This window comes from Streptomyces sp. NPDC051987 (assembly GCF_040680735.1).
Lineage (GTDB): Bacteria > Actinomycetota > Actinomycetes > Streptomycetales > Streptomycetaceae > Streptomyces.
Map to the genome: position 1 here is coordinate 19,844 of NZ_JBFAXI010000114.1, position 7,422 is coordinate 27,265.

Genomic DNA, 7,422 nt, shown 5'->3' on the forward strand with positions numbered 1-7,422 from the left:
CCCAGAAAGCCCATGCATGACCCCGAACAACGAGACGACGACCGTGCCGCCCGAGACCGCGGGTTTCGACGTGCGTGAGTTCGCCCGCACGGCACATGGCAGCCGCCGCGGAACGCTCGACCTCGGGCCGCTCGCCGACGAGCCGCTCGACGCCGACTCCGTCCGGCTCGTACGCGCGCTGCGTGACATGGAACGCACGACGCTGCGGCGCGTGCGTGACCTGCTGGTCACGGCGACACACAAGGACGCGCGGGTCACCGCGTTCCTCACCACGTGGATGTTCGAGAGGTTCTGGACGGCCGACGCCCTCGACGCAGTCCTGGACGTCTCTCCCGCCGCCCGCGAACTGCCGCCGAGCGCCGGTCCGGCACGGCGGGTGCGCGCGGAGCGCCGTGAACGCCGCGGCCCGGCGCGCCGCTCCCTCGTCGCCAACGTCACCGGTACGCGGATCGTCGCCGTACACATGACGACGTACCTCGTGGACGAGTGGATCACGCAGTCGGCCTACCGGCGTCTGACCGGCGGGTCCTCCGCCATGGCGTCGATCGTCGACCCCGTGCTGGAGACCAAGCACCGTCACGTCCGCTTCCTCGCCGAGGAGGCGGAGCGCCGGCTCCGTGACTCGGCCCGCGCGCAGCGTCTGACCTGCCGCGCCCTCCGGCACGCCGCCTGGCCGCTCGGCTCGGTCGACCGCTCCGGGCACGAGCGCACCTTCTTCGAACGTCATGTCTTCGGCGACCAGCGCGGACGGGCCGAGGCCCGCCGTATCCGGGGGATGGTCGCCGCGCTGCCCGGCATCCGCCCCGGTGTCGCATCCACCGTGGAATCGAGGCTCCTTCCGTGACACCGCACCACGCGAACACCGGGCTCGGCGACGCGCACGTCCTGCTGACCGGTGCCACCGGTTTCGTCGGGCAGGCCGTGCTGGAGCGGCTGCTCGGCGACCACCCCGGCACCCGTGTCTCGCTCCTCGTGCGCCGCAAGGGCAGCCAGAGCGGGCAGGACCGGCTCCGGCAGCTGCTGCGCAAACCCGTCTTCCGGCGCTGGCGGGACACCGTGGGCGCCGAAGAGGCCGAGCGCATCGTCCGGGCACGGATCACCGTGCTCGACGGCAGCATGAGCAGCATCCCCGAGCTGCCCTCCGACCTCGACGTCGTCATCCACGCGGCGTCGACCGTCTCCTTCGACCCGCCCATCCACGAGGCGTTCGACACGAACGTCAACGGCGCCGTGGGACTCTACGAGGCCCTGCTCGCCTCGGGATCCGACCCGCACGTCGTCCATGTGTCGACCTGTTACGTCGGAGGGCTGCGCCGCGGTGTGGTGCCCGAGGCCAGGCTCGAACACGACGTCCTCTGGCACACCGAGTGGACCCTGGCCACCCGGGCCCACCAGCAGACCGAACTCACCTCGCGGGAACCGGCGATGCTGGAGCGGTTCATGTCCCGCGCCCGCGGCGACCACGGGAAGGAGGGCCCGATCGCGGCGGCCCGCGCCAGCGAGAACGCGCGGCGCACGTGGGTGCGTTCCCAGCTCGTCGCAGCCGGCCGGCGGCGCGCGCAGAGCCTGGGGTGGACCGACGTCTACACCCTGACGAAGGCACTCGCCGAACGCGCCGCGGAAGATCTCTGGGGCGAGGCCGGACACCGGCTCTCGGTGGTCCGGCCCGCGATCATCGAGAGCGCGCTCCGGCACCCGTTCCCCGGCTGGATCGACGGCTTCAAGGTCGCCGATCCGCTGATCTTCGCCTACGGCCGCGGCCAGCTGCCCGACTTCCCTGGGCTGCCCGACTCGATCCTCGACGTCATCCCCGTCGACTTCGTCGTCAACGCCATCCTGGCCGTGGCGGCCAACCCGGCCCCCGTGGATGAGCCGGAGTACTTCCACATCGCCTCGGGCGCGTCGAATCCGCTGCCCTTCCACCGCAGTTACGAGAACGTACGCGCCTACTACACGCGGCACCCGGTGCCGGCGGACGACGGATTCGTCGACGTGCCGGCGTGGAAGTTCGCGGGCGAGCGCAGCTTCAACCGAAACCTTCGGCTGGCGAGGGCGAAGGCCGACCTGTGGGACGCCGCTCTGCGGCTGATGCCGAACGACGAGCGCAAGCGCGCTCTCGCGAACGGCAACGCCCGGGTGCGCGCCGGTATCGCCACCCTCGGCAACTTCATCGACCTCTACCGCGCGTACGCGCAGACCGAGATCGTCTTCGACGACCGCAACGCCCGCGCGCTGAACAACGCCCTTCCGCCCGAGCTGCGGGAGGACCGCGGCTTCGACGTGGAGCGGATCGACTGGGAGGAGTACCTGCAGAAGGTGCACCTCCCCGCCCTCGGCGAGCTGACGGCCGCCCACCACCGCCGAAAGACAGCGGCCGCCCGCCCGGCAAAAGCCCGTCCGAAACGCGAACTGCCGCGCCGCACCGACGTGGTCGCCGTCTTCGACCTGGAACGGACCGTCGTCGACTCCAACATCGTCGAGCAGTACCTCTGGGTGCGTACCGCGGGCATCCGCAAGGCGGCCTGGCCGAAGGAGGTGGCGGATCTGCTCGTCTCCCTGCCCGGCTACCTCCGCGCCGAGCGACGTGACCGCGGCGAGTTCATCCGCGCCTTCCTGCGCCGCTACCGCGGCATGCCCGTGGCCCGTCTGGAGGAGGTGGCACGGCAGCGCGGCTACGCCGACACGATGCTGCGGCACACGAGCGCGGACGCCCTGGCGCGCATCCGTGAGCACCGCGCGGCCGGCCACCGCACCGTGCTGGTCACCGGCTCGGTCGCCCTTCTCGCCGCTCCGCTCGCCGACCTGTTCGACGAGGTCGTCGGGAGCTCCATGGACGTGCGGGACGGGGTGCTCACCGGCTACCTGGCGAAGCCGCCGCTGGTGGACGAGGCGCGGGCCGCGTGGCTTGAGCGGTACGCCGAGGAGGGCGGCTACGACCTCGCCGCCTCCTACGGCTACGGCGACAGCCACGCCGACCTGCCGTGGCTGTCACTGCTCGGCCGGCCCTCGGCGATCAACCCAGATGCCGGACTGGCGCGCGCGTCGTACAAGAGGAACTGGGACATCCACCGCTGGAAGAGCGGCGGTCCGGGGGTGCGCCGCGAGGTCGCCGCGGTCCGGGCGGCGCATCCGGCGCGCACCGACGAGAAGAGCGACTGATGGCCTTCGACATGGACAAGTACACGAAGAACTCCACCGGCGTGCAGTGGGCCGACCTCGACTTCGACGCGTTCGAGCGCGACCCGCTGCCCGAGGAGACGCTGCGCACCCTGCGCTACATGTGCGACATCGAGTACCACACCGTGTGTTACCTGCGTGATCTCCTGACCACCCCGTCGCACGACGAGCCCGCGGTGGGCGCTTTCATGACGATGTGGAACCGGGAGGAGTTCTGGCACGGCGAAGCGCTCGCCGCCGTGCTGGCGCGCCACGGCCTGGGAGTCGACTTCGACGAGCTCAAGGCGACCCGCCTGAAGCTCGGCTGGCGTGACCGCCTGGGCACGGTGAAGCAGACGGTGATCGGTCGGTTGGTCGGAAACGACTTCATTGCCGTGCACATGGCATGGGGAGCGGCCAACGAGTGGTCGGCGACCGCCGCGTACCACCGGCTCGCCGCGCTGGAGAGCCATCCCGTGCTGGTACCGCTGCTCAAGCGGATCGCACAGCAGGAGACGAAGCACGTCGCGTTCTACGCGTCGCAGGCGCGCGACCGGCTCGCCGCGAGCAGGAAGCCCGCGTCGTCGCCCGTCTGGCGCTGGAGAAGGCCTGGGGCCCCGTCGGCTCGGGCGTCATGCCCGAGACCGAGGTCACGCACGTCATGACGCACCTCTTCGCGGGCTCCGAGGGCCGCAAACTCGTCCGCGACATCGACGCTCACATTGCGAAGCTGCCGGGCCTGGACGGGCTCCACATAGTCGAGGACGCCATGGACAGCCGGGGCATCCCTGCCTGACACCGCCGTCGAAGCGGACGCGGGGTGACCGGGTACGCCCCGCGGGCGGCACCCGGCGCCGGCGCCCAGGCCCTTCGGGCGCGCCGCGGACCGCGTCCGCCGTCATGCCCCGTCGACGAAGGTGACCGTCTCGGCGAGCGGTGCGCGGCCGGTACGGGTGTAGGGCACGGTGGTGTCCTCGAACCCGATCGACATCCCGCAGAAAAGGATGAGATCGTCGGGAGGCGACAGGACCTCCGCCACGGTCCTGCGGTAGACCGACCACGCCATCTGCGGGCAGCTGTGCAGGCCTTCGGCGCGGAGCAGCAGCATCACCGTCTGCAGGTACATGCCGACGTCGGACCACTGGGGCCGGCCCAGACCGCGGTCGATGTAGCAGAACAGGGCGGCGGGGGCGCCGAAACAGTCCCAGTTCGCCGAAGCGGCCCGCTGGCGTGCCTCCCAGTCCTCGCGCTCGATGCCGAGTGCGCTGTAACGCTCCGCGCCGAAGGCGGATCGGCGCTCGCGGTAGGGGGACTTGAGCGTCTGCGGGTACATCTCGTACTCCCGCTCGTCCCAGGGATCGTGGGCGATCACCCGCCCGCCGGCGCGCTCCTTGAGGTCGTCCAGCGGCAGGCCGGTCAGCACGTAGACCTGCCAGGGCTGGAGGTTCGACCCGGAGGGCGCCCACGCCGCAGCGGAGAGCACTCGCTCCAGCACCTCCCTCGGTACCGGGCGGTCGATGAATCCCCGTGCGGCCCGTCGGCTCGTCACTGCCTCGTAGACGTCCAAGATCATCAACCTCTCTCGTCCGCCCCCTCCCTTATCATGCGAAAGATCTTGTTATCTAACAATATGCACAGTTTGGGGATGCTGTGCCGGAACCCGGCATCGGCGCGACGTCATCGAGAGTGGCGCGGCGCGGCCGGTCGATCGGATGCCGGTGAGTCGATGGCCGGAAGGTGGTCCTCGGCCCACAGGAAGAGAACGGCCAGCGGGATGAGCAGGGCTTTGCCGTGCGGAGAGAGCGCGTAACGGGGTCGGGACGGCAGTCCGGGCCATGTCTCTTGGGTGACCAGGTCGACAGCGGTGAGTTCCTGGAGCCGCCGGCTGAGCATGCGGTTGCTGACGTCGGGGATGCGCTCGCGGATCTGCGCGACGTCGGCCGGGCCTTTGGCGAGAGCCATGAGAATCGGGCCGTTCCAGCCCTTGCTGAGCAAGGCGAAGGCCCGGGTGATGGCAGGCGAGGCGTCGGCCGACTGCGGATTCTCGGGCCGGGGTGCCGGCCGAGGGTTCTGCGGGGTGGGCATGGGGTGTGTCCGTTCCGGTACGGCGCGAGCCGTCGCTGCCGGCCGCGCCCGCGGTGCGCTGCCGACGTGCGGCAGCGCCCTGTTGGCTGTCACCACCCGGCCGGATCTCGTCTGCCTGGGCCTGGTGGTAGGCATGGAGTGCGCTGGATCAGTCGTCGCCGTCATGACGACGCGCGTGGGCGTGCGCGTGACGTCGAACCGCCACAGCGGTGCCGGACCCCGGCAGGGTCGCCGGGAGCAATTCCCCAGAAGCCGGCGCACCGCCCTTCGTGTCGCGGCCTTCCCTGATGACCCAGTGGCCGAACAGGACCGCTGTGATCCCGCAGATGCTCCACAGGGCGAGGACCGCGAGGTGGCCGGCGTCGGCGGCGCCGTCGAAGTAGGTGGTGTCGCGCAGCAGACTGGCCCCGGCGCCCGGGGGCAGCCACTGGCCGACGTGGTCCACGCCCTCGGGGAGCAACTCGGGGGCGGAGGTGGCGCCGGAGAAGGCGTTTCCGGCGAAGACCATGACCGCGGCGCTGAGCCCGAGGCCCACCGGCCCGAGGAGCCGGATCAGCCCGGCGGCGGTGGCGCTGACGGACAGCAGGTCCAGCGCCAGGATCGCCCACGTGGCCAGGGGATGGTGGGGCAGTGCCCCGAGGAAACCCTGGGCCACGAGATGCACGCCGAAGGCCGCGATGGCGCATGCGACGAGCAGGGTCAGCACGCGGTGGCGCGGCCGGGCCAGACCGCGAGCCATCGTGACGAACGCCCCGATCAGGATGCCGCAGATTGTGAGCGGGAAGACCGTTGAGCTGAACACCACGCCCCGGGGGTCCGCCGTGGCGAGGGGCACCACGTCGACCCCCTGCACGAGGACCTTCGCCGGGGAAGCGGCGTGGACGGCTCCCTGACCGGCGGCCACCTGCTGGTGGGCCTTCGCCCGGGAACGCGCACCGTGGGCCTTCTCCTCGGCCTTCTGCTCGGCGGCCTTCTGCCGGGCGGCCATCCGCTGGGTGGCCCTGTCGGCCAGCTGCTGCCCGACATCGGTCAGCAGCTGTGCCACGGAGGGGCTCGCCGCCGTGGCCTTGAGCACGGTGATGCCGCCGCCGGAGACGGCGAACGCGCCGTAGACGTCCCGGTTCCTGATCGCCGATCGTGCGGCCCGCTGGTCGGGATAGAGGCGGAAGTCGAAGGCGCCGGGCTTCTGCCGGGTCAGTCCCTCCACCGCGGCCTGGCCGGCAGCGCCCGTGCCCACGATCCCGACCGGGACGTCGCGGGGCGAGATCCGCCCCGCCGGCCAGGCGAACGTCATCACGGCCAGGGTGATCACCAGGGGCAGCGCCACGGCGGCAATGATCACTTCGCGCCAGGCCCGATGGCCTGACAAGGGGTTCCTCACGGTCTGCCTCTCGAAAAAAAGAATGATCGTTTTTCTTGAACCCTCAGTCTGGCTCGTCGTGTTCCCGCACGTCAATACGAATGTTCGTTTTCTTTGCTAGGCTGAGCTCATGCCCAAGGTCTCCCAGCAGCACATGGACGCCCGCCGCAAGCAGATCCTGGACGCGGCGCGCCGTTGTTTCCTCCGGGACGGGTTCCACTCCACATCCATGCAGGACCTGTTCGCGGAGGCGGGGCTGTCCGCGGGCGCGGTGTACCGCCACTTCACCAGCAAGGACGAGATGATCCTCGCGATCGCCGAGGAGAACATGAGCGATGTCCTCGACATCACGCTCGCCGTCGCCAGGAACCGGCAGGGCCAGTCCATGGGGGCGGTCCTGGCGGAACTGCTCGACGTGATCAGGGTCAAGTCCGCCGAGGAGGACGTGGCCGGACTCGCGGTGCTGGTCTGGGGCGAGGCCATGCGCAACCCCTCGCTGGCGCGCAGACTCGACCACCTCATGGGCCGCATACGCGCCAATCTCGTCACCCTGGTCCGTGACCACCAGGAACAGGGCGGCCTGCCCACGAGCGCATCGGCCGAGGGGATCGCCTCGACGATGCTCTCCGTCCTCCCCGGCTACATCCTGCAGGTGGCTCTGCTCGATCAGGACGTGGTGGCCGAGGTGCCCGACGCGGTGCGGGCCTTGTGGCCGGGGCCACCCGGTGAGCGCTGAGCGCTCTCGTGCCATGGGACCGCCGCCCCCGACGTCCCGCAGCACCCTGCGCTCCGGGCTGTACGAGTACGACGCCATCGGCCGC

Annotated in this window: 8 protein-coding genes; 5 read left to right on the forward strand and 3 right to left on the reverse strand. The window is 70.8% G+C overall.

The annotated features are described in order from the left end of the window. Positions 1-16 precede the first annotated feature (16 nt). The 4 genes from AB0M11_RS36445 to AB0M11_RS36460 are packed head-to-tail and all read left to right on the forward strand — an operon-like array spanning position 17 to position 3,952. Positions 17-844, forward strand: a complete 828-nt coding sequence (locus tag AB0M11_RS36445; RefSeq protein WP_365712469.1) for a hypothetical protein — start codon at positions 17-19, stop codon at positions 842-844. Further along, positions 841-3,159: an HAD-IB family phosphatase gene (locus tag AB0M11_RS36450; RefSeq protein ID WP_365712470.1), complete on the forward strand. Its 2,319-nt coding sequence runs from the start codon at positions 841-843 to the stop codon at positions 3,157-3,159. Before AB0M11_RS36445 ends, AB0M11_RS36450 begins: the two co-directional genes overlap by 4 nt. Continuing rightward, the gene (locus tag AB0M11_RS36455; protein WP_365712471.1) at positions 3,159-3,821 is read left to right on the forward strand and encodes a ferritin-like domain-containing protein; all 663 of its coding nucleotides are present in this window, start codon (positions 3,159-3,161) and stop codon (positions 3,819-3,821) included. Before AB0M11_RS36450 ends, AB0M11_RS36455 begins: the two co-directional genes overlap by 1 nt. Beyond that, positions 3,818-3,952 carry a hypothetical protein gene (locus tag AB0M11_RS36460; protein WP_365712472.1) on the forward strand — a complete coding sequence of 45 codons (135 nt, stop codon included), beginning with the start codon at positions 3,818-3,820 and terminating at the stop codon, positions 3,950-3,952. The genes AB0M11_RS36455 and AB0M11_RS36460 overlap by 4 nt, the downstream gene beginning before the upstream one ends. Before the next feature lie 102 nt (positions 3,953-4,054). Here AB0M11_RS36460 and AB0M11_RS36465 read toward each other — a convergent pair whose 3' ends face one another. The 3 genes from AB0M11_RS36465 to AB0M11_RS36475 all read right to left on the reverse strand — a co-directional run bounded on the left by AB0M11_RS36465 (position 4,055) and on the right by AB0M11_RS36475 (position 6,568). After that, positions 4,055-4,723, reverse strand: coding sequence for a nitroreductase (locus AB0M11_RS36465; protein ID WP_365712477.1), 669 nt, complete (start codon positions 4,721-4,723; stop codon positions 4,055-4,057). Positions 4,724-4,833: 110 nt separating this feature from the next. After that, positions 4,834-5,241 (reverse strand): helix-turn-helix domain-containing protein, encoded by a 408-nt coding sequence (locus AB0M11_RS36470; RefSeq protein WP_365712473.1) that lies wholly within the window; start codon positions 5,239-5,241, stop codon positions 4,834-4,836. A gap of 148 nt (positions 5,242-5,389) precedes the next feature. Next, entirely contained in the window at positions 5,390-6,568 is a 1,179-nt protein-coding gene (locus tag AB0M11_RS36475; RefSeq protein ID WP_365712474.1) for an ABC transporter permease, read from the reverse strand. A gap of 163 nt (positions 6,569-6,731) precedes the next feature. Here AB0M11_RS36475 and AB0M11_RS36480 point away from each other — a divergent pair, with 163 nt between their 5' ends. Next, positions 6,732-7,337, forward strand: coding sequence for a TetR/AcrR family transcriptional regulator (locus AB0M11_RS36480; RefSeq protein ID WP_365712475.1), 606 nt, complete (start codon positions 6,732-6,734; stop codon positions 7,335-7,337). The last annotated feature ends 85 nt before the right edge of the window (positions 7,338-7,422 follow it).

Bases quoted from the DNA above. Each gene is read 5' to 3' on its own strand.
- AB0M11_RS36445 (WP_365712469.1), top strand. From the start codon at position 17: ATGACCCCGAACAACGAGACGACGACCGTGCCGCCCGAGACCGCGGGT.
- AB0M11_RS36455 (WP_365712471.1), top strand. From the start codon at position 3,159: ATGGCCTTCGACATGGACAAGTACACGAAGAACTCCACCGGCGTGCAG.
- AB0M11_RS36460 (WP_365712472.1), top strand. From the start codon at position 3,818: ATGACGCACCTCTTCGCGGGCTCCGAGGGCCGCAAACTCGTCCGCGAC.
- AB0M11_RS36470 (WP_365712473.1), bottom strand. From the start codon at position 5,241: ATGCCCACCCCGCAGAACCCTCGGCCGGCACCCCGGCCCGAGAATCCG.
- AB0M11_RS36480 (WP_365712475.1), top strand. From the start codon at position 6,732: ATGCCCAAGGTCTCCCAGCAGCACATGGACGCCCGCCGCAAGCAGATC.